Origin of the sequence: Brachybacterium fresconis, from assembly GCF_017876515.1 — a bacterium.
In the GTDB taxonomy this organism is placed as follows: Bacteria; Actinomycetota; Actinomycetes; order Actinomycetales; family Dermabacteraceae; genus Brachybacterium; species Brachybacterium fresconis.
The window spans coordinates 2,721,223-2,740,610 of sequence record NZ_JAGIOC010000001.1 but is presented as its reverse complement, the minus strand read 5'-3'; the positions used below and the strand labels follow the sequence as shown (position 1 = coordinate 2,740,610).

Genomic DNA, 19,388 nt, shown 5'->3' with positions numbered 1-19,388 from the left:
GGCGACGTCGATACTGTCTTCCCGTACCGTGAGCGTGCACGGTGCACCTCTGGTGCGCCGCAGTCTTCGCGCCGCTGCGCCGCCTGCAACGCCGGCGGCTGCGGCCCCTCCCGCTGTCCCCGAGGAGCCTTCGTGCCCATCTCCCTGCGCGCGCGCCGCTGGGCGCTGTACGCCCTGTTCCTGCTGCCCGGCCTCAGCATGTCCGCCTGGGTCACCCGCACCCCGGTGGTGCGGGACCTGCTCGAGGCCTCCACGGCGCAGATGGGGCTGGTCCTGTTCGGGCTCTCCGTCGGCTCGATGATCGGGATCCTCTCGTCCGGGCCGCTCGTGATGCGCTTCGGCACCCGACCCGTCGTCGCGGTCGGCTCCGGCCTGATCGTGGTCGCCATGCCGACGATCGCGCTCGGAGCCGCCGCCGGCCTGCCGATGCTGACCGCCGTCGGCCTCGCCCTGTTCGGCGCCGGCATGGGCGGGGGCGAGGTCGCCATGAACGTCGAGGGGGCCGACGTCGAGAAAGCCGGCGGCCGCCCGTTCCTCCCCGCCCTGCATGGCTGCTTCAGCCTCGGCACCGTGATCGGCGCCGGCCTGGGAATCCTCGCCAACGCCGTGAGCTTCCCCGTCCTCGCCCACCTGACGCTGACCGGCGCGGTCGGCGCGGCGCTGCTGCTCTGGGCGATGCGCTCCGTGCCCGCCGGGACAGGCCTGATCTCGCCCGCCGAGCGCGCCGAGCAGGCCGCGACCCCGCGCCCGGCGATCTGGAAGGACACCCGCCTGGTTCTGATCGGCTGCATCGTGCTCGCGATGGCGCTGGCCGAGGGCACCGCCAACGACTGGCTGCCGCTGGTCATGGTCGACGGCCACGGCTTCGGCGCGACCATGGGATCGACGGTGTTCGCGCTCTTCGCCGCCTCCATGACCGCCGGTCGCTTCGCCGGCGGGCCGATCGTCGCCCGCGTGGGCCGCTCCCGCGTGCTCATGGTCAGCGCCCTGTTCGCCGCCACCGGGCTGGCGCTGATCGCCTTCGTCGACAGTCAGCCGACGGCCGTGGCCGCCGTGGTGCTGTGGGGACTCGGCGCCTCGCTCGGCTTCCCGCTGGCGCTGTCCGCCGCCGGCGACTCGGGAGCGAATCCCGCCGCCCGCGTCGCGCTGGCCTCGACCATCGGCTATCTCGCCTTCCTCGTCGGCCCACCCACCCTGGGCTTCCTCGGCGAGGAGATCGGACTGCGCGGTGCTCTCGTGGTGCCACTGGCGGTGGTGCTGCTGGCGGCGGTCATCGCGCCCGCTACCGCGCCGCGGCAGGGAGCACGCGACGAGCGCGCCGACGAGTTCGAGACGGCTCGGTGAGCCCATGAGGATCCGCGCCGTGGCCGTCGTGATCGAACGGGATCATCTTCTGGTGATCAGGCGCCGCCGGGCAGGACGCGAGTACTGCGTCCTGCCCGGCGGTGGGATCGAGCCCGGTGAGACGCCGCAGGATGCCTGCCTGCGTGAGCTCGCCGAGGAGACCGGTCTGGCCGGGACGGTCGGACCGCTGCTCCCCGTGCCCGTCGATTCCGAGGCGCCCGCCCTGTACTTCACGGTGCGCACCGCGTTCGAGCGGCCCGTCCTGGGTGGGCCGGAAGCACGGCAGAGCAGCCCCACGAACACCTACGAGCCGGCGTGGGTTCCGCTGGATGATCCCGCGCTTGCCCACCTCGTCCCGCCGCCGGCTCGGAAGGCCGTGCGCCATCAGGCAGTCTGAGCCTCCTGCGCGCCCTGGATGGCCGAGCTCACTAGATCACTGCCGGACAGGGCCTCGCCGGAGGAGAGCGCCTCGAGCCAGGCGGCAGTGCTCCCGACCGCGGCGAAGTTCGAGTTCAACAGGGTCATCAGAGTGGTGTGCACCGTCTCCGCAGTGACCGAGCCTGCCTCGTTGGCGAGGTGGATCGCGCCGGTGGCGTCGCGCAGCACCTCGGTGGTGAATCCGAGTCCCTCGCCCTCGACGGCGGAGGCGAGAATGCAGTTATTGGTCATGTGGCCCACCAGGGTCACGGTGTCCACGTCCTGCTCGCGCAGCCACGTGGCGACGTCGGTATGGGCGTAGACCGAGCTGTACTCCTTGACCACCGACTTCCAGGCGCCCTTCCGGTGGGCCTCGATCTCCGGATGCAGGGCGAAAGCCGCCGTGGTGGCGTCGAAGACGGGCGCGCCCTCGCCCATCGTGTGCTGTACCGCGACGACGGGAATGCCGGCGGCGTTCGCGGCGTCGATCGCGCGCAGGATCTCCGGCAGGGAGTCCGAGTGGGTCGGATACTGGATCTCCAGCGGGCCGTCGAAGTAGGTCAACTGGACGTCGATGAGGATCAGGGCGCGGCGGGGTGCAGTCATGGTGCTCCTTCACGGACACGGGAGCCGACGGCTGTCGGCATGTCCCCATAGTGCTCAGGCTCGCGCACGCCCACCAGTGGCGCGAATGACTCGATACGATGGAATCTCGCCATGGGTGAGGAGACTTCGTGCGGATCGGGATCTATGCCTTCGACGGCATCACGATGTTCCATCTCGCGGTGCCGCAGATGGTGTTCGACGAGGTGACCCGGCAGGGGCTGGCCTCGTGGGAGACCTTCCTGTTCAGCGACCGGAAGGGATCGGTGAGCACGGCCGAGGGGTATCGGATCGAGGGAGTGCTGGGGCTGACCCCCGCTGCGCAGGCTGACGTCGTGGTGGTCCCCTCGTGGTTCGACGACGGGCGCGACTTCGGTGCTCGCGCCGAGCGCGTGCTGGTCGAGGCGCATGCGCGCGGAGCCACGGTCGTCGGATTGTGCCTCGGAGCTCTGCCGGTGGTCGAGTCAGGTCTGCTCGAGGGTCGCCCCGCGGTCACGCACTGGCAGGCCTTCGACCTGCTCCGTGCGCGGCACCCGGAGCTGACGGTCGACGACTCCGTGCTGTACATCGACCACGGCGACGTCCTCACCTCGGCCGGGACCGCCTCCGGGCTGGATGCCTGCCTTCACCTGGTGCGCACTCGGCTCGGCGCGGCTGCTGCCAACCAGATCGCCCGCAGTCTGGTGATCGCCCCGCACCGCGAGGGCGGGCAGGCCCAGTACGTCGAGCGGCCGTTGCCGCGAGAGGCGGGGGACGACGCGATCTCACGGACCCTGCAGTGGGCCGCCGAGCACCTCGAGGAGGAGCTCACGGTGACCAGCCTGGCCTCCGTGGTGCACCTCAGCACCCGCACCTTCCTGCGCGAGTTCCGCGCCGTCACCGGGTCCACGCCGGCGGCCTGGGTGCGGGCGCGGCGGCTGGACGAGGCGCGGCGCCTGCTGGAGACGACGAGTCTGCCGATCGAGCGGATCGCCGAGGCATGCGGCATGGGCTCCGCCGTCACCCTGCGGCAGAACTTCGCCGCTGCCTACGGAACCACCCCGTCGGGGTACCGACGGCAGTTCGGGGATCGCACGGGCACGTGATCCCCTTCCGGCCGGCGGGCGCCGGGCAGTCGGTCACCAGGCCAGGTCAGCAGGGGCCTCCGAGAGGAGGGTCAGCAGGAAACCGACGACATCGCCGGAGGTCGTCTCGTTGCCCTCGGGTCCGTGCCGCGCCGGCTTGCCGGTGACGGTGACCTCGACCCCGTCGGGCGAGGTCAGGGGGCATCCTCCCAGAAGGCGAGGCCCCGGGCATCGCCCCCGAGGCGCGTGGCACCGCTGCGGGTGGTCAGTGCACAGGGGCGAAAGCGGTGGTCATCGAGGTCCTCCGGGGATCGGGGGTGGGGGCGGGGTCTTCGTTTCCTCACGCTCCGGGCAGGCCGTAGTGGTCGGCGATCAGCTCCACCGTGCGGGACTGGACCGCGCGCGAATGGCCCATCGTCACCAGCATGATCTCGTCCACGTCGGTGAGCTCGTGGAGCTTGTCGAGGTGTTCGGCGGCCTGCGCGGCGGTGCCATGGGCGGACCTCTGGGTGTACTGGTCCAGGATCTGCTGCTCCTGCAGGGTGGGGGAGTAGGCCTCGACCTCCTCCGGCGGAAGCAGTTTGTAGCCCTTCCGCGTGAACATCAGGAGCATCGCCATGGCCGCCGTCCGCGCCTGACGCCGCGCCTCGGCGGGATCGTCGTGGGCGACCGCCCCGATGCTGACCAGGCTGTACGGCTCCGCGAGCACGGCGGAGGGCTGGAAGCTCTCCCGGTACAGCCGCATCGCGGTCACGACGTCGGCGTCCCCGAACTGCAGGGCGAAGGCGTAGGGGCGGCCCAGCTGGCCGGCGAGCTGGGCGGAGAACGGTGAGGAGCCGAGGACCCACGTCTCGGGGGTGCCCGGGCGCGGCACCCGGTTCTCGTCCGCCTGCCACGGCCCGGGGACCGCGTGGACGTTCCGGTAGGGGTGTCCGTCGGGGAAATCGTCCTCGACGAAGCCGAGCAGCTCGAGAACCTGCTCGGGGAAGGCGTCGTTCGCCTCGCGGCCCCGGCGCAGAGCGGCGGCGGTCGCCGGATCGGTGCCGGGAGCTCGACCGAGACCGAGATCGATGCGGCCGGGGGCGAGCGCCTCGAGCATCCCGAACTGCTCCGCGATCAGCAGCGGCACGTGGTTGGGGAGCATGACGCCGCCGGCACCCAGGCGGATGCGCTCGGTCTCCGCCGTAAGGCGGGCGAGCATCATCTGCGGCGACGAGGTAGCCGCGGCCGGCATGGCGTGGTGCTCGGACATCCAGAAGCGACGGAAGCCGCGGCGCTCGGCCAGCTGGGCAAGCGCGGTGATCTCCCTGAAGGTCTCCGTGGCCGTCTGCCCGACGCCGGTGTGAGCGTTGTCGAGCACGGACAGGGCGAAGGGGGCGGTGCCGGAGGGTGCGGGGACGGTCATGAGGGACCTCTTTCTCACGGGAGAACGAGAAGTGCAGCGTGAGATGACCGTAGCACCACTCTCACGGGAAAAGGAAAGTGGTACCATGAGAGATGTGTCCACGATTCCCCTGCCCCCCGCTCCCGGAGCCACCGAGCACATCAGCCTCGCCTTGGCCGACAGTGCTGTGATGCTGCCCGGCGGGCGCCACGAGGACGAACTGGACAGCCCGGCCGCCGCCACCACCTGGCTCGTCGATCGCGGACTCGCCCCCGAAGACACCGAGCTGCTGGAGTACTGCCAGAACCAGCTCGCGGATCTGCGTCATCAGCTGCGTGCGCTCTTCGCCGCGCAGGTCGACGGCACACCTCCCGAGAGATCCGTGCTCGAGCACGTGAACCGGACGCTCACCCGCGTCCCCAGTGCCCCCCTGCTGCACCATGACGCGAACCGCGGGCTGTATCGCGCCCCCGGGCATCCCGTGACCCAACTCGTCGAGCACTCCATGGCGCAGATCGTCGAAGACGCGGCGGCGCTGCTGACCGGGGAGGATGCCTCCTCCCTGGCACGGTGCGGGGCGCCTCCGTGCGACCGTTTCCTGCTGCGCACCCACGCTCGCCGCCACTGGTGCTCCACCCGCTGCGGGGACCGGGTGCGAGCCGCCCGCGCCTACGAGCGACGGCGGAGCGTGGTCCACGAACGCTGAGCGGGACGGCGCCTGCGTTCCTCCGACGCACATGCTTCATCTGCATGACCAGGGGAGGTCATGCGCGAACTCAGCCCTGCCCGTCCTGGCTGATGTTCACCTGCCACACGATCCCGAAGCGGTCGGTGAAGGCGCCGTAGACATCGCCCCACATCTGCTTCTCCAGAGGCATCGTGATGGCCCCGCCCTCGGTGAGCTTCTCGAAGGCGCTGCGCAGCACGGGCTCGTCGTCGCCCATGAGCGAGAGGGTCACGTTGGTGCCTGGCACGTAGGCGCCCATGCCCTCGATGACATCGGAGGCGTACAGGCGGATCAGGTCCGTGACCTCGAGGGAGCCGTGCATGATCTTGTCGGCCGCGGGGTCGCCGTCGGGCACGGCCTGGAACTCGCCGAAGGTGGCGAACTGCGGGGTCGCCCCGAGGGCCCGGCCGTAGAACTCGAATGCCTCGCGGGCGTTGCCGTCGAAGTTGAGATAGGGGTGCAGGGCTGCGGGCATGGCGTCCTCCTCGACGTCGGCGCCGGCACGATGCCGTGCGCTCGAGGTGAGCGTAAGCCGCAGCACCGACGAACGGAACCGCTCCGGGGCAGATCTCGGGCCGCTCGATGCCCGCTCCCGGCGCTGCCGTCGGAAAATCGGTGGAGCATGGCGGCATCCCGTGGTCCGATGTCCCCATGAGCGCTGTGCAGATCACCGACGTCGATCCCGCTCGCGAGGACGAGATCCTGGCGTGGAACGCCCTGCTCGGGGAGGGGTTCAATGCCGGGCGCGAGGCCGCCTGGTGGGCGAGTGACGAGACCACGCTGGCCCAGTACGGCGACCCCAAGCCCGGCCGCACCTCGGTGCTGCTGGTGGCCACCTCGGACGGACGACCCGTCGGCGCCGCCGGGGCCGACGTCGACCCCGGGGAGGCGGCCGACGTGGAGATCTCGGTGCTGCCGCAGCAGCGCCGTCAGGGCATCGGCACCGCGCTGGCCGCAGCGGTGCGCGGGCGACTCCGCGGCGCCGCGGAGCTTCTGCAGGCAGAGACGTACTCCGAGGCCGGGGTCGCCTTCGCCATCTCGATCGGGCTGCGGACCGGCCACCAGGAGCGTCGGCTCCTGCTCGACCTCCCGGTGGACTTGGAGGCGCTGTGGGCGCACCACGCCCGGCCCGACCGGGCCCCGTCGGCCCCGGACGTGCAGGTGCGGTCATGGACCGGCGCCTGCCCGGAGGACGTGATCGAGGAGTGGACCCGACTGACCACCCAGATGGAGGAGGACGTCCCCCTGGGGGACCTCACCCGTCCGGCCGCGCGCAGCGACGTGGACAGCGTGCGCCGCGGGGAGCGGCGGATGGCCGACCAGGGCTGGATCCTGGTGCGCAGCCTCGCCCGCCTGGATGGCGTGGGGGTCGGGTACACGGAGCTGTTCGTCTCCCGTCACGACCCGGAGATCATCACCCAGGACGACACCCTCGTGGACCGCGGCCACCGGGGCCACGGCGTGGGCCGCGCCCTGAAGCTCGCGAACCTGGAGAACCTCAGCGGCGTCGAGGAGGCCCGTGGTGCCCGCTGGATCCAGACCTACACCGCGCCCGACAACACCGCGATGCTCGCGCTGAACAGGGCATTCGGCTTCCGGGACGTCGATCAGCTGACGATTCTCGAAGGTCCCGTCGGCTGACCTACCGTCGGGCGCGCGGACGTCAGCCGCCGAGGAGAGCGCCCAGGTCCCCGTTCAGGAACGTCAGGCCGATCCCGGTCACGGCGAGGAGGGCGAACGCGATGATCCAGCCGACCATCGCCAGGACGCTGAGGACGATGCCCCATCCCGCCCGGCCGCGGGCGTCGGGCTCGTTCCCGAGCGACATGATGCCGAGGACCAGACCGATGACGGGGGCGATCAGCACCCACCCGGCCAGGAGGGAGCAGATGCCGAGGACGAGGCTGGTGGTGCCTTTGCCGGTGCCGTGGTGGGCGATGGTGCCGTAGGTCGTCACGGGGGTTCCTTCGTCGTCAGGGATGTCCCGTCCGGTGTGCCGGGCGGATGTCCTCAGCGTAGGAACACCGGGTGGCCCGCGGGATCCCCCCGGGGGATGGTGCGGGTCAGACCGGGGGTGGATCTCCGGGCCGCCTTCCGCTGTGCCCGAGGCCGGGACTACGGTGGACGGGGAGCGAGGAGGCTCCATGACGTATCCCGTGCTCAGCTGCACCGCGATCGATGCCCGTGACCCGCGGGCACTCGCCGACTTCTACAGCGCCCTGCTCGGGCTGCACTGCCGGCCCGGCGATGACATGCCGCCGCCGCCCGCACCCGATGACACCGACTGGATCGTGCTGCTGGATGCGGCGGAGCGGCGCATCCTCGCCGTCCAGGACAAGCCCTACCTGCGCCCCTCGACCTGGCCCAGCGAAGAGATCCCCATGCAGCTGCACATGGACTTCCGAGTGCCCGATGAACAGGAGCTCGAGGTCCAGCGCGAGCGCGCCGAGGACCTCGGCGCCCGGTTGCTGATGGACCGCTCGGGCGATGCCGAGGAGCCGCTGTATGTCATGGCTGACCCGGAGGGTCATCCGTTCTGCCTGCTCGTGGGGTGAGGCATGGGGAGGCACGAAGTCAGCGGGGCGCGAGTTGCGGTGCCGACGGGCCCGTCGCATCTCCCCTGGATCGAGATCGACATGATGGGCGCCTCAGGATGGCGGGAGACGCCCACGATGACGGTCTCGATCCTGGCTCAGGATCTCTCGGGCCTCAGCAGCAGTGCCCGCCTTCCTCGCCCTCGGAGATCAGCGCCGAGACCGGCTGCTTGCAGGCGTCCCCGCGCCACGCCTCGAGACCCTCACGGATCGCGAAGACGGCGATCACCAGGGCCGCGACCGAGTCCGCCCAGGCCCAGCCCAGCACGCTGTTCGCCACCAGCCCGAGCAGCACGGCGGCGGAGAGGTAGGAGCAGATCAGGGTCTGCTTCGAGTCGGAGACGGCGCTGGCGGAACCCAGCTCGAGCCCGGTGCGACGCTCGAACCAGGAGAACGCGGGCATGATCACGACGCTCACCGCGGCCAGGGCGATCCCCACCGAGGAGTGATCGGCCCCGCCGGCGCCGAGCAGCGATCGCAGCGCATCGACGCTCACGAAGGCGGCCAGGGCGAAGAACGAGATCGCGATGACCTTCAGGGCGACCTTCTCCCGACGGTGTGGATCGGGGCCTGCGAACTGCCAGGCCACTGCGGCCGCGGAGAGGACTTCGACGATCGAGTCGAGGCCGAAGCCGATCAGCGCGGCGGAAGACGCTGCACGGCCCGCGGCCAGGGCGATCACGGCCTCGAGCACGTTGTAGGTGATCGTCGCGGCGACGATCCAGCGGATGCGGCGCTGCAGGACGGCCCGGCGCGCATCGGTCGGGGTGGCGGAGAACGGGGTCGTCGTCGGGCTCATGCGCAGGTGCACTCCTCGCCGGAGCAGCAGTCGGGGTCGACGACCAGCACGAGCCTCATCAGGTCGCTCAGGGCGTCGGCGAGGTGCGGGTCGCTCAGGCGGTACCAGGTGTTCCGGCCCTCCTTCACCCCCTCGACCAGCCCGCATCCGCGCAGGCACGCGAGGTGGTTCGAGAGTTTCTGTCGCGAGACGCCGAGCGCTTCGGCGAGGTCCGACGGGAATGCCGGGGCCTCCCGGAGCGCCAGGAGGGCGCGGGTCCTGGTCTCGTCGGACAGCGCGTGGCCCAGGCGGGCGAGGGATGCGGTGTGGCTGAGCGTCACGGTCTCGTGCATGCCATGACTGTACAGCGTCGGCTGTACGGTCGCTGGTCCGCCGCCGCCACCAGTCGTCAGTCGGTGAGGGTCCGGCCCTCACCGGTCTGCTCCTGGCCGGCAGCGGAGGCTTCGAGGGCGAGCGCATCGCGACGCCTCAGGTGGGCGTGCACGGTGGTGGCGAGTTCGGCCACCGGCCGCGGCGGCAGGTAACCGGAGGCGCCCGCCTCGAGCATTCGGCTGACGGGGCCGCCGTAGTGGACGCCCAGCTCCTCGTCCTCGATCTCGGTGACCAGCAGGCGCGCGTCGGGGAACTGCCCGCGCAGCGCCCCGACCAGCTGTGGGCTGATCGGCGGGACGAGCAGCACGTCGGCACAGGGCGGTGCCTCGTGGAGGTCGAGGACGATGTAGTCCTCGCCGAGCTCCTCGGAGATCCGCCGGCGGGCCTTCTCCGAGAGCTCCATCGCGGTCGCGACCACGGTGATCCCCTCGGGCACCGGGCGCGGGTCCTTCGTTCGGGGTGTCTCGTGGACCACGCCTTCCAGGGTCGAGGAGCGGACGACGAGGGTGCCGAGCGGAGCACCGGACCGCGTCAGCATGACCTCCTCGCCGGCGACGGCGGCGTCGAGGGTGGCGGCGAGGGCGGGCGGCAGCTCCTCGAGGTCCAGTCGTGGGCGACCTCGGCGTCGTGGGCTCATGTCGACTCCTTGCCTGTCCAGGGGCGGTCGGTGACCGTGCGGGCCTGTGGCCGACGGGGGCGGCCCCGCGCCGCTCGCGTACCTGGGTCCACCCTCACTATGCGGTTCCGGGGTCACGTGTCGCCACCCCTTTCACCACGTCCTCACGGAAGCGCCCTCCCTGCGGGCCCGACGGAGTGTTCTCGGCGGACACCAGGGGCTCGGGCAGCCCGTCGGTCACAGAGTCGTCGTGGCAACGGTGACCAGCACGAGCGCCACGACGATGATCCCGACGCGGGCCGTGTGCAGACGGTCCCAGCGCTGCTGCAGCTCACGCCAGTTCTCGGGGAGAGACTCAGCGGTCCACTGGGTAGCTTGGTTGTTGATCGGCACCAGCAGCGCGACCGAGAGCACGACGCTGAGCAGCAGCAGCCCGATGGCGACGAGTGCCACCACGGCCGTGGTGGAGCCCCAGGTCAGTACGGCGAGTGCCGCGACGAGAACGGTCGAGCCGATGTACCAGAACGGCATCACGCGGCCCAGCATCCGTGCGCCGTGCGCGCGCCCGGCGATCGAGGCGGCGACCGGCAGGCGTCGGAGGATCGGATGGACGACGACGGCGACGGCGAACTCGACGCCGACCAGGAGGCCGACGCTGGTGGTGGAGACGACGGCGAGGACGGGCAGCATGGGGTCACTCCTGAATAGCAGTGCTAGATCTAGCAGTGTTAGATTACGCTGGCAGAGCACGGGAGGGCAAGAGGGGCGGCGTCGGGAGGACCAGTGGTGGAGACGAAGGCACGTCAGCAGCGCACCGAGGAGAGGCGTCGTCGGATCCTCGAGATCGCTCGGGAACGCGCTGATGCCGACGGATGGTCGGCGGTGACGACCCGGCACCTCGCCGATGCCATCGGCTATACGCAGCCGGTGCTCTACGGCCACTTCCCCGGCGGAAAGGCAGAGATCATGCTGGCCGTGGCGCTCGAAGGCTTCGCCGACCTGACGCAGCAGTGCCGTGCCGCGCTCGGCGGCACCGACGGGCAGCGCGACATCGAGGCCGTCGCCACCGCCTATCTCGACTTCGGGCGTGCCCACCCAGCGGTCTACGAGGCGATGTTCCAGCTCTCGATCGACACGCAGTTCGCCGGCGCCGAGACGCCCCCGGACCTGCGCACAGGCTTCGAGACCCTGGCTGCCGCGATCGGGGACGACGGCGACGGCACCGTGACCGAGGTGTTCTGGGGCGCGCTGCACGGCATCAGCCTGCTGGAGCGGGCCGGGCGCATGCGGCCGGAGCACCGCAGGGAACGAGTGGCGGAGCTGAGCGCCCGGTTCGCGCCGTGAACGAGGGGGACGGTCAGAGGGCGTGCGATCGGCGAGACATCATCTCGCGGACGTGCTGCAGCCACTCGGCGCCCAGGCGCTCTCCGCTCGGCAGCGAGTCATCGCGGTCCCAGCGCCACGAGGTCGCCAGCGCCCAGGAGAGGATTCGGCAGTCCGCGAGCAGGTCGGTGTCCAGTCCCGGATAGTGCGCGGCGACGTCCATCGGGGCGTGGGCGAGATCGAACTCGACCGGGCCCGTGCAGCAGGTCTCCAGGTCGATGAACAGCGGGCCCTCGGCGGTGTCCAGGATGTTGCCGGGGTGCGGCTCCCCGTGCAGCACCTGGTGGGTGCCGCGCCGCTCGATCTCTGCGCCGAGCCCGATGAGGGCCTCGTGCAGGAAGGCGCGGTCCGGGCCGGTCAGGCGCGGGGTGCGTCCCGGGTCGTCGACCAGGGAGAGTGCGGAGCCGACGCGCTCGGAGAGCGGCGGGACGTCCAGGTCCGCCTCGCGCATCGCCATGTGCAGACGGGCGAGGGCGTCGGCGTAGCAGGCCGGGGGGAGCTCGCGATCGCTGCGCTGTGCATGATGGGCCCACAGGGTGATCTCGAAGCCGTCGCGCACGTGGACTCGCGGAGGGGTGCGTGGATCGAGGGTGCCCACGGGTGCGCCGACGGCGGCGAGCCGGAGTGCCCGGTCGATCTCGAGCTCGGCGCCGCCCGGCGAGATGGGACCGATGCGGGCGACCAGGTCGCAGGGCAGCAGGAGCACCGTGAGTCGGTTCGAGTCGTGGAGGACGACGGCTTCCTCGACGTCCAGTTCCAGCGATGCGAGGAGCTCCTGGGCCGCCGTGATCGCGCGACGGGCCACCGCATTGTCCATGCTGATGAACGTAGAGCGCCGAGACCGGTGTGGCAACAGACGTCCCGTGATGTCCGATCTGCGGCCATAGCCTGCGTGAGGTCGACGGCGGCGCGAGCGGGCGGGAGCTGCGTCCGAGTTCCTGCCTGCAGGCGACGGGGCGTCCACCAGCGCGACCCCACGTCACGGCACGGGACGGTCCAACCTCGCCTCCATCTGCGCGCCGAGAACGGCAGAGCCGGCCAGGATCGGCCCGTCGGCGGCGGTCCACGGTCATGGGCCCGGACCGTATCCTGCGCCGCCCATCCGCGACATGATGGAGCCCTGCCACGCCGTGTCCCGGCACCCCGCTCACAGGAGATCCCATGGCCCACTCGCTCGATCCCACCAAGGCGCTGCACACCTGGTCGCTGTTCCGGACCATGGGGCGGTTCGTCGCCCCGGGGTCGGCACCGTCGGGGGTGCTGACCGAGAACGACGGTGCCGAGGGCCTGCCGCTGCTCGAGCTGCCCGGTCAGCTCGCCGCGCACGGATTCGCCAGCGCGCAGCTGTGCCACTTCTACCTGCCCCGCACCGCGGCCTCCTACCTCGCCGAGGTGCGCGACGCCTTCGACACCGCAGGGGTCGACCTCGAGTGCTTCCTGGTCGACGACGGGGACGTCACGCACCCCGAGCGCGGCGAGGAGCAGCAGGACTGGCTGTCGGGCTGGATCGACGTGGCCGAGCAGCTCGGCGCCCCGCGGGTGCGGGTGCCCGCCGGGGACCAGCCGCCGACGGAGCAGACGATCGCGCTCAGCGCCCGTCGGCTCCGCGAGCTCGCGGCGGACCATCCGGACATCCGGGTGATCACCGAGAACTGGAAGTCGCTCCTGGTCGACGCGGACACCACCCGCGACCTGCTGGACCGGCTCGGGGGAGAGGTCGGGCTCCTCATCGACACCGGGAACTGGACCGGACCCGACAAGTACGAGCAGATCGCCGCCGTGGCCGGGGGAGCGGAGTGCTCCCAGGTCAAGGCCCGCGAATCCGCGCCGGGCGTGCTCGATGTCGAGGACCTCACGCGCTGCCTCACGGTGCTGCGCGATGTCGGCTACGCCGGGCGGATCTCCTACGTCTACGCCGGCACGGACGACGACGAGTGGGGCCGGCTCGAGCAGATGCACGAGATCGCGGGAACCGTCACCGGCTGACGAGCTCATGGGACCATGATGCGGCGCCCCCGGGAGTGGCCGGCCTGGCTGTCGACGTGCGCGGACGCCGCCTCGGCCAGGGTGTACGACTGTTCGACGGGGGTGTGCAGCGCGCCGCGGGAGATGAGCTCGACGATGACGTCGAGAGCCTCCTGCACGGGGCCGGGCACGAGCGACAGGCGGACGCCGTGCTCCGGTGCCGAGAGGTCGGCGATCGAGAGCACTCTGTCCGGGTCTCCCGTCAGCTCGACCAACTGGGGGATGACACCCGATCCGGCCAGATCAAGCGCGGCATCGATCGTCCCGAGCGCCGTGACCCGCTCGACCCAGCCGTCCCCGTAGGTCGTGGCCGTGGCACCCAGGGAGCGCAGGTAGTCCAGGTTGTCCGCGCTCGCCGTGCCGATCACCGAGATACCGCGGTCCTCGGCGATCTGCAGCACCGTCGATCCGACGCCACCGGACGCGCCGCTGACGAGGAGCGTCTGTCCGGGCTCGACGCCGACCTGGTCGAGGATGCGCAGCGACGCCTCGCCGACGGAGGTGTAGCCGGCGGCCGTCTCGAACGTGAGGCCGTCGGGCATCCGGGCCCACGACGACAGCACGGCGTGCTCGGCGTAGGTCTCCGACCCCATGCCGAAGACGTGATCTCCGAGCTCGACGCCGGTGACGCCCTCGCCGATCTCGTCCACCACTCCCGAGGCCTCCAGGCCGACGCCGACAGGCAGTTCGATCGGCTGCCCCGCGCTGAACTGCCCTTCGCGCAGTCTCCAGTCAGCGGCGTTCACCCCAGCCGCGCGGACTGCGATGCGTACTTCGTGAGGGCCTGCGTGCGGCGTGTCGGTGTCGGCGAGCTGGAGGACGTCGGGGCCGCCGTATTCGGCGAAGATCACTTTTCTCATGAGCGGCAAGCTACCACTAGCAGATAGGAAACAGCAACAGGTAGTGTTTCGACCTTGGTAGCATCAGACCATGACTGTCACGCCGGGACGACGTGAGCGCAAGAAGGCCGCAACGCGCCGGAACATCGCCGACGCCGCACTTCGACTGTTCTGCGAGCGCGGCTATGACGCGGTGGGCATCCGCGAGGTGGCGGCCGAGGCCGATGTCGCGGTGACCACTCTGTTCTCCCACTTCGCGTCGAAAGAGGCGCTCGTGTTCGATCAGGACCCGGCGTTCGAGCTGCACCTCACGGACGCGGTCGCGGAGCGTTCGCCCCAGGAGCCGCTGATCCCCGTGCTCCACCGGGAGATCCATGCCCAGGTGCGACACTGCGCGTCCGACGAGGCCGCGCCGCTGTGGGAGCTGGTCGATGAGACCCCGGCGCTCCAGAACTACGAGAGGTCGATGAGGCTGCGACATGCCGACGCGCTGGCCGCCACCATCGCGACCGATCTCGGCCTCGAGGAGACGACCACGGCCTGCCGCACGATCGCACGTTTCGTGATCGATGCCTTCTCGCTCGGCCGCGAGGCGAGCGATCCCGAGAGGGCTGTCGATGAGATCTTTCGGATGATCACTGCAGCGTGGGACGCACGGTGACGCAGTACTGCCTCGCACGCCAGGTCACGGGCTGACGCGGGCCCTGCTCACCATTCCTCGTGCTCCCGGGAGTCCCAGGCCTTCTCCTCGCCCAGGTCCAGGCTCGCCAGGAGACTGCGGTCCTCCTCGTCCAGCCGGAGCGAGGACAGATCGAGATTCAGGGCCTGCCGGCCCGGATCGGCGGAGCGGGGGATCACGACGATCTCCCGGTCCACGGCCCAGCGCAGCGCCACCTGCGCGAGGGAGACGTCGTGCTTCGCGGCGACCTTCCTGATCGCGAACTGCTCCGCGAGCCCCTCGCGGGTGCCGAGCGGTCCCCACGCCTGGCTGACGATGCCGTGCTTGCGGTGGAAGGCGACGGGCTCCGGGCGCGGCAGCGCCGGAGAGAGCTGGATCTGGTTGATCTCGGGCCACTGTCCGGTCGCATCGAACAGCTCCTGCAGCTGATCGGGGCGGAAGTTCGAGACGCCGGCATGGGCGACCAGCCCCTCCTCCCGCAGGTCCAGGAGAGTGCGCCAGGTGTCCACCGCAAGCCCGCGCGAGGGGTTCGGCCAGTGGATCAGAGCGATCCCCACCTGCTCCAGCCCCAGGCGGCGCAGGGATTCGAGGGTCCCGGTGCGAGCGGCTTCGCGGCCGTGATCGCCCCCGGCCACCTTGGTGGTCACGAGCACCTCGGCGGGGTCGACGCCGCTGCGGCGCAGCCCCTCGCCGACGGCGGCCTCGTTCCCGTACTGGGCGGCCGTGTCCAGGAGCCGGTACCCGGTGCGCAGCGCGGAGGCGATGACATCCGCCCCGGCCGGCCCCTGGGCGCCTCCGGTGCCGAAGCCGATCAACGGGATCGGGGATCCGCCGGCGAACGTTGTGGTGGGGACCTGAGGTGATGCGGGGCTCGTCATGGCGGGGGCCTCCTGGCCGGTGCAGTCGCTGGGAATGCGGTTGCTCCCATCCTACGGGGCGCCCTTCGGGCGGTCACAGCGTCTCCCGGCCCGTCGTGCTCCGACACCGGCTGGGGGCGAACACCTCGGGAGCCGACTCCTCGTCTCGGCGTGGGTGCCTCAGACCTCCTCGGGGGTGACCCGCTCCCGTGCCGTGCGCGCGATGGTGGCGAGTCCGCCGCCGAGCACGGTCACCACAGCGGCCAGGGACAGGGCGGCGAGCACGAGGCCGACCACGAAGTCGTTCGTCGTGCCGGCCGTCCAGTCGGCCCCGCGACCCTGGAAGCCGACGAGGAACGGGGCGAGCATCATCCACAGCCCGCCCAGGCCGAGCAGGGACAGGATGCCCATCCCGACCTTGTCGAGCACGTTGAGGGGCTCGGCGACGTGGGCAGCGGCGACCCGCCCTTCGGGGGTCGCAGCGTTGGGAGCGGATGCAGCGGTGTTCTGCAGGTTCTCGGTCATGACGGTGTCTCCTTCGCGATCAGCGGTCGGCGGCGACGGCGGCCTGGGCGCCGGTGTCGGTGCCCACGGCGCTGCGGCCGTACTCGCGGTGGGGGGTGGTGGTCTCCTGGGCGGAGGTGGCCGGGTCGGGGCTCTCGCGGTCGAGGTCGCGGGCGAGGGCCGCGATCAGCGGCTCGAGCATGGCGTCCATCTCACGGGGGCTGTCAGGGGTGGCGGCGGGCGTGACCACCGGGGCCGGTGCCGGGCGGGGCGTGATGTATCCGGCCTGCACCATGTGGGTGCGCAGGGAAGCGGCGAACACGATCAGACCCACGAGACCGACGAGTGCCAGCGGCAGCCCGGTCCACACGTCGGTCAGGGTCGCATCGGTCCAGTCGGTGTCCTCCGGCTGGAAGCCGAGGGCGAAGGGCGAGAGTGCGAGCCACAGTCCGGCCAGCAGGGCGAGGAGCGAGACGATCGCTCCGACGAATCGACGAGTCATGAGGAAGTCCTTTCGGGAGAGGCTGCTCAGGACTGGGCAGCGAGCTGAGGGGTCGGGAGGGCGGGTTCCGAAGCGGGCTCGCCGTCCCGGGGGTCCTGGGCGCGGTGGCGCCCGGGCCGCTCCGCGCCGGGGTCGCCGTCGGTGCCGTCCAGGAGGGCGAGGGCCGCCGGGGTGATCAGCGTGCGCACCGCATGCTCGGCGCGTTCCGAGGTGCTGCCCGGGTGGTCCCCGGCCAGGCGGGCCAGGGCGATGGTCAGCTCGGAGTCCTCCCTCGCCGTGCGGGAGCGCTGGACGATCAGGGAGAGCACCAGGCCCAGGCTCAGGTTCTCCTCGATCCGGCCCGGCCCCGGGGAGAGCGTCCCGGGGGGAGCGGTGGCCGGGGCCGCTTCGGTCGAACCGGAGCCGTCGACCGTCGTGGCCAGGGGGACCTCCTTGACGAACAGCACGATCACGAAGGCCACGCCCAGCAGCGGGACCAGCCAGAGGAAGACCGGGGTCAGCGCGTCGGTGTAGACGCCGACGATGATGTCCTGGAGCTTCTGGGGCAGGGACTGCACGAGTTCCGGGGTGAGCGAGTTGGCGCCCCCGCCGTCCATCTGGGTCGCGGCCCGGGCCGGCATCCGCTCGCTCAGCAGATCGGTGAGGCGGCTGGTGAACACCGAGCCGACGACCGCCGACCCGAGCGAGGCGCCGATCTGGCGGAAGAAGTTGTTCGACGCTGTCGCAGTGCCGACCTCGGAGGCCGGGAACGTGTTCTGCACGATCAGCACGAGGTTCTGCATCCCGATGCCGAGGCCGGCGCCGAGCACGAACATGTGGGACATGATCACCCAGGTCGCCGTGTCGGTCTCCATCGTGGACAGCAGGAACACGCCGAGCGCGGCGACCAGCATGGACAGGATCGGCGCCCACTTGTAGCGGCCGGTCCGCGAGACGATCTGGCCCGAGGCGATCGAGGTGATCAGCAGACCGGCCACCATCGGCAGCAGCATCAGACCGGACTCGGTCGCGCTCACGCCCGTGGACATCTGCAGGTAGGTGGGCATGTACCCGAGGGCTCCGAACATCGCGATGGCGATGACGAGGGAGGCGATCGTGGTCAGCACGAAGTTGCGCTTGCGGAACAGGTGCAGCGGGATGATGGGTTCGGCGGCGAAGCGCTCGGCCAGCACGAACAGAGCACCGAAGACGACGGTGGAGACGAACAGTCCGATGATCTGCCAGGATCCCCACTCGTAGGTGTTGCCGCCCCACGAGGTCGCGAGGATCAACGAGGTCACGGCGACCGCCATGGTGAGGATGCCGAGGACGTCCAGGCGGGCGCGCTGTGACTTCTTGGGCAGCTTCAGGAAGAACACCGCGGCGAGGATCGCGATCGCTCCCAGCGGGATGTTCAGCCAGAAGCCCCAGCGCCAGCTGAGCGATTCGGTGAACCAGCCGCCCAGCAGCGGGCCCACCACGGAGGACAGCCCGAACACGGCGCCCATGAGGCCCATGTACTTGCCGCGTTCGCGGGCGGGGACGACGTCGGCGATGATCGCCTGGGCGAGCAGCATGAGGCCGCCGCCGCCGATGCCCTGAATGGCGCGGCCGATGATGAGCACGCTCATGTTCCCGGCGACAGCACCCACCAGGGAGCCGACGACGAACACGGACAGCGCGAAGATCAGCAGGGGCTTGCGGCCGACGAGGTCGCCGAGCTTGCCGTAGATCGGCATCATGATCGTCGAGGCGAGCAGGTAGGACGTGGTCACCCACAGCATCTGGTCGACCCCGTCGAGGTCGCCCACGATGGTGGGAAGCGCCGTGGTGAAGATGGTCTGATCCAGCGCCGCGATGAACATCGCGACGAGCAGGCCGGCGAACAGCGGGACCAGTCGGGTGCCGCTGCCGTTCTCCCGGGGCGCAGCGGGCGCGGGGGCAGCAGTTCGGGTGGCGGTCATAGCTCTGCTTCCTGGATGAGGGTGAGGGTGTCGAGGAGCGATTCGATGAGCTCCTCGGTGTCGGTCTCGGGGTGCTGGACGATGGTCTGCATGGTGTAGCGGGCCATCCCCCACCACAGCGCGACGATCACCTCGGCCTGCCGCGTGATCTGCAGATCCGTGGCCCGCCCGGGGGCTTCGGCAACGCCCTCGGCGGCATATCGCGCGCGGATCCGACGTCCCACGAGGTGGAGGAGGTCGGCGTCCTTGGCGGCGATCGTGTCCGCGAGGGTCATGGCGAGCTCCGGAGTGGCCCGGATCAGGGCGAGGCGGTCCCGCCACCGCGCCGGGTCGACGTCGTGCGGTCGTTCCTGCAGGGTCTTCAGCAGCATCCGGGCGAGATCGGCGAGGATCGTGCCGTGCGTGCCGTGCACGAACGCCTGCTGGTCCTCCGGCGAAGGGCCCTCCGGTGCTCGGCCGAGCACGACGGTCTCCTTGGAGCCGAAATAGTTGAAGAACGTGCGCCGCGAGACCACGGCGGCCTCGCAGATCATCTCGACCGTGACCGCGTCGTAGCCCTGCTCGAGCATGAGGTCGAGCGCCGCGCGCTCAACGGTGGCGCGGAGCTGCTCACGCTTGCGTTCGCGCAGGCCCGGCTTCTTTCCGTCCTCGTCCGCGGACATCGGGCACCTCCGAGGTCGTCGTCCATCGGCGTCGGTGCACGGGGTTCCGTGTCGACGACGACCACAATATGCAC

Annotated in this window: 24 protein-coding genes; 9 read left to right on the top strand and 15 right to left on the bottom strand. The window is 70.9% G+C overall.

Annotated elements, in window-relative coordinates:
• The first annotated feature begins 132 nt into the window (after positions 1–132).
• Together JOF44_RS12390 and JOF44_RS12385 are read left to right on the top strand one after the other, a co-directional pair.
• On the top strand, positions 133–1,344 hold the full coding sequence (locus tag JOF44_RS12390) for an MFS transporter (RefSeq protein WP_209891725.1): 1,212 nt from the start codon (positions 133–135) through the stop codon (positions 1,342–1,344).
• 4 nt (positions 1,345–1,348) lie between these two features.
• Positions 1,349–1,741, top strand: coding sequence for an NUDIX domain-containing protein (locus JOF44_RS12385; protein WP_209891722.1), 393 nt, complete (start codon positions 1,349–1,351; stop codon positions 1,739–1,741).
• On the opposite strand, the gene JOF44_RS12380 is transcribed toward JOF44_RS12385, so the two are convergent.
• Entirely contained in the window at positions 1,729–2,367 is a 639-nt protein-coding gene (locus tag JOF44_RS12380; RefSeq protein WP_209891719.1) for an isochorismatase family protein, read from the bottom strand. The genes JOF44_RS12385 and JOF44_RS12380 overlap by 13 nt on opposite strands.
• A gap of 128 nt (positions 2,368–2,495) precedes the next feature.
• Between JOF44_RS12380 and JOF44_RS21165 the strand changes: the two genes are divergently transcribed.
• Positions 2,496–3,449 carry a GlxA family transcriptional regulator gene (locus JOF44_RS21165; protein ID WP_209891716.1) on the top strand — a complete coding sequence of 318 codons (954 nt, stop codon included), beginning with the start codon at positions 2,496–2,498 and terminating at the stop codon, positions 3,447–3,449.
• A gap of 319 nt (positions 3,450–3,768) precedes the next feature.
• Here the strand turns inward: JOF44_RS21165 and JOF44_RS12370 are convergent, their stop codons facing one another.
• Positions 3,769–4,833, bottom strand: coding sequence for an LLM class flavin-dependent oxidoreductase (locus JOF44_RS12370; protein ID WP_209891713.1), 1,065 nt, complete (start codon positions 4,831–4,833; stop codon positions 3,769–3,771).
• A gap of 85 nt (positions 4,834–4,918) precedes the next feature.
• Here JOF44_RS12370 and JOF44_RS12365 point away from each other — a divergent pair, with 85 nt between their 5' ends.
• Complete coding sequence (locus JOF44_RS12365) at positions 4,919–5,518, top strand: CGNR zinc finger domain-containing protein (protein ID WP_209891711.1); 600 nt, start codon at positions 4,919–4,921, stop codon at positions 5,516–5,518.
• A 70-nt stretch (positions 5,519–5,588) separates the two neighbouring features.
• Here JOF44_RS12365 and JOF44_RS12360 read toward each other — a convergent pair whose 3' ends face one another.
• Positions 5,589–6,014 carry a VOC family protein gene (locus JOF44_RS12360; protein WP_209891708.1) on the bottom strand — a complete coding sequence of 142 codons (426 nt, stop codon included), beginning with the start codon at positions 6,012–6,014 and terminating at the stop codon, positions 5,589–5,591.
• 176 nt (positions 6,015–6,190) lie between these two features.
• Here JOF44_RS12360 and JOF44_RS12355 point away from each other — a divergent pair, with 176 nt between their 5' ends.
• Positions 6,191–7,180 carry a GNAT family N-acetyltransferase gene (locus JOF44_RS12355; protein WP_209891705.1) on the top strand — a complete coding sequence of 330 codons (990 nt, stop codon included), beginning with the start codon at positions 6,191–6,193 and terminating at the stop codon, positions 7,178–7,180.
• Positions 7,181–7,202: 22 nt separating this feature from the next.
• On the opposite strand, the gene JOF44_RS12350 is transcribed toward JOF44_RS12355, so the two are convergent.
• Positions 7,203–7,496, bottom strand: coding sequence for a hypothetical protein (locus JOF44_RS12350; protein ID WP_209891702.1), 294 nt, complete (start codon positions 7,494–7,496; stop codon positions 7,203–7,205).
• Between the two features lie 187 nt (positions 7,497–7,683).
• On the opposite strand from JOF44_RS12350, the gene JOF44_RS12345 reads away from it, so the two are divergent.
• On the top strand, positions 7,684–8,094 hold the full coding sequence (locus JOF44_RS12345; RefSeq protein ID WP_209891699.1) for a VOC family protein: 411 nt from the start codon (positions 7,684–7,686) through the stop codon (positions 8,092–8,094).
• Between the two features lie 154 nt (positions 8,095–8,248).
• Here the strand turns inward: JOF44_RS12345 and JOF44_RS12340 are convergent, their stop codons facing one another.
• The 4 genes from JOF44_RS12340 to JOF44_RS12325 all read right to left on the bottom strand — a co-directional run bounded on the left by JOF44_RS12340 (position 8,249) and on the right by JOF44_RS12325 (position 10,610).
• Positions 8,249–8,932 (bottom strand): cation efflux transmembrane domain-containing protein, encoded by a 684-nt coding sequence (locus JOF44_RS12340; protein ID WP_209891696.1) that lies wholly within the window; start codon positions 8,930–8,932, stop codon positions 8,249–8,251.
• On the bottom strand, positions 8,929–9,264 hold the full coding sequence (locus JOF44_RS12335; RefSeq protein ID WP_209891693.1) for an ArsR/SmtB family transcription factor: 336 nt from the start codon (positions 9,262–9,264) through the stop codon (positions 8,929–8,931). The genes JOF44_RS12340 and JOF44_RS12335 overlap by 4 nt, the downstream gene beginning before the upstream one ends.
• Positions 9,265–9,320: 56 nt before the next feature.
• Positions 9,321–9,941 (bottom strand): response regulator, encoded by a 621-nt coding sequence (locus JOF44_RS12330; protein WP_209891689.1) that lies wholly within the window; start codon positions 9,939–9,941, stop codon positions 9,321–9,323.
• A gap of 216 nt (positions 9,942–10,157) precedes the next feature.
• On the bottom strand, positions 10,158–10,610 hold the full coding sequence (locus JOF44_RS12325; protein ID WP_209891686.1) for an anthrone oxygenase family protein: 453 nt from the start codon (positions 10,608–10,610) through the stop codon (positions 10,158–10,160).
• Positions 10,611–10,706: 96 nt separating this feature from the next.
• On the opposite strand from JOF44_RS12325, the gene JOF44_RS12320 reads away from it, so the two are divergent.
• Positions 10,707–11,264: a TetR/AcrR family transcriptional regulator gene (locus JOF44_RS12320; protein ID WP_209891683.1), complete on the top strand. Its 558-nt coding sequence runs from the start codon at positions 10,707–10,709 to the stop codon at positions 11,262–11,264.
• Between the two features lie 13 nt (positions 11,265–11,277).
• Here the strand turns inward: JOF44_RS12320 and JOF44_RS12315 are convergent, their stop codons facing one another.
• Positions 11,278–12,120: a phosphotransferase gene (locus JOF44_RS12315; RefSeq protein ID WP_209891680.1), complete on the bottom strand. Its 843-nt coding sequence runs from the start codon at positions 12,118–12,120 to the stop codon at positions 11,278–11,280.
• A gap of 344 nt (positions 12,121–12,464) precedes the next feature.
• Here JOF44_RS12315 and JOF44_RS12310 point away from each other — a divergent pair, with 344 nt between their 5' ends.
• Positions 12,465–13,289, top strand: a complete 825-nt coding sequence (locus JOF44_RS12310) for a sugar phosphate isomerase/epimerase family protein (RefSeq protein ID WP_209891677.1) — start codon at positions 12,465–12,467, stop codon at positions 13,287–13,289.
• A gap of 5 nt (positions 13,290–13,294) precedes the next feature.
• On the opposite strand, the gene JOF44_RS12305 is transcribed toward JOF44_RS12310, so the two are convergent.
• Positions 13,295–14,188, bottom strand: a complete 894-nt coding sequence (locus JOF44_RS12305) for an NADP-dependent oxidoreductase (RefSeq protein ID WP_209891674.1) — start codon at positions 14,186–14,188, stop codon at positions 13,295–13,297.
• 70 nt (positions 14,189–14,258) lie between these two features.
• Between JOF44_RS12305 and JOF44_RS12300 the strand changes: the two genes are divergently transcribed.
• A complete protein-coding gene (locus tag JOF44_RS12300; RefSeq protein ID WP_209891671.1) occupies positions 14,259–14,828 on the top strand; it encodes a TetR/AcrR family transcriptional regulator in 570 nt (189 codons plus the stop codon).
• 47 nt (positions 14,829–14,875) lie between these two features.
• On the opposite strand, the gene JOF44_RS12295 is transcribed toward JOF44_RS12300, so the two are convergent.
• The 5 genes from JOF44_RS12295 to JOF44_RS12275 all read right to left on the bottom strand — a co-directional run bounded on the left by JOF44_RS12295 (position 14,876) and on the right by JOF44_RS12275 (position 19,314).
• On the bottom strand, positions 14,876–15,724 hold the full coding sequence (locus tag JOF44_RS12295; protein ID WP_209891668.1) for an aldo/keto reductase: 849 nt from the start codon (positions 15,722–15,724) through the stop codon (positions 14,876–14,878).
• 159 nt (positions 15,725–15,883) lie between these two features.
• Entirely contained in the window at positions 15,884–16,228 is a 345-nt protein-coding gene (locus tag JOF44_RS12290; RefSeq protein ID WP_209891665.1) for an SPW repeat protein, read from the bottom strand.
• Between the two features lie 19 nt (positions 16,229–16,247).
• Positions 16,248–16,709, bottom strand: coding sequence for an SPW repeat protein (locus JOF44_RS12285; protein WP_209891662.1), 462 nt, complete (start codon positions 16,707–16,709; stop codon positions 16,248–16,250).
• A gap of 26 nt (positions 16,710–16,735) precedes the next feature.
• Positions 16,736–18,652, bottom strand: a complete 1,917-nt coding sequence (locus JOF44_RS12280; RefSeq protein ID WP_209891659.1) for an MDR family MFS transporter — start codon at positions 18,650–18,652, stop codon at positions 16,736–16,738.
• Positions 18,649–19,314, bottom strand: coding sequence for a TetR/AcrR family transcriptional regulator (locus JOF44_RS12275; protein ID WP_209891656.1), 666 nt, complete (start codon positions 19,312–19,314; stop codon positions 18,649–18,651). Before JOF44_RS12275 ends, JOF44_RS12280 begins: the two co-directional genes overlap by 4 nt.
• Between the last annotated feature and the right edge of the window lie 74 nt (positions 19,315–19,388).